The sequence below is a fragment of the Mesorhizobium sp. P2_E7 genome (assembly GCF_056403855.1).
In genome coordinates this window covers 1-564 of record NZ_JBFUER010000021.1, presented here as the reverse complement: position 1 = coordinate 564, position 564 = coordinate 1, and the positions used below count along the sequence as shown (strand labels likewise).

The window sequence follows — 564 nt, the reverse complement described above, 5'->3', positions numbered from 1 at the left end:
GTGTCGGTGTTGGACACCGTGTTGTCGTTGCCGACCGGGTCGGTGAAGGTGTTGGCCGCCACCGAGATCGACACCGGCGTCGTCGAGTTGTCGGCGACCGTGAAGGTCGCGGTGTAGGTCTTGCCCGACGGATCGCCGACAAGATCCTGCGCCAGGCCGGAGATCGAGCCGCCCGCCACCGTGATGTCGCCCGTATCGAAGCCGGTTGGCACCTCGGAGAAGGTGAAGGTCACCGCCGAGGTGTTGTKGTGGTCGTCGAAGCTGGTGCGGTCGAGAGCGACCACAACCGTCGGATTGACGGTGTCGACCGTCGCSGTGTCGGTGTTGGACACCGTGTTGTCGTTGCCGACCGGGTCGGTGAAGGTGTTGGCCGCCACCGAGATCGACACCGGCGTCGTCGAGTTGTCGGCGACCGTGAAGGTCGCGGTGTAGGTCTTGCCCGACGGATCGCCGACAAGATCCTGCGCCAGGCCGGAGATCGAGCCGCCCGCCACCGTGATGTCGCCCGTATCGAAGCCGGTTGGCACCTCGGAGAAGGTGAAGGTCACCGCCGAGGTGTTGTGG

The 564-nt window shown here is 65.7% G+C and carries 1 protein-coding gene; it reads right to left on the bottom strand.

Going from position 1 to position 564, the window contains the following annotated elements:
• The coding region (locus AC1DYC_RS31115) for an Ig-like domain-containing protein (protein ID WP_477411477.1) at nt 1-564 on the bottom strand (564 nt) is incomplete at both ends.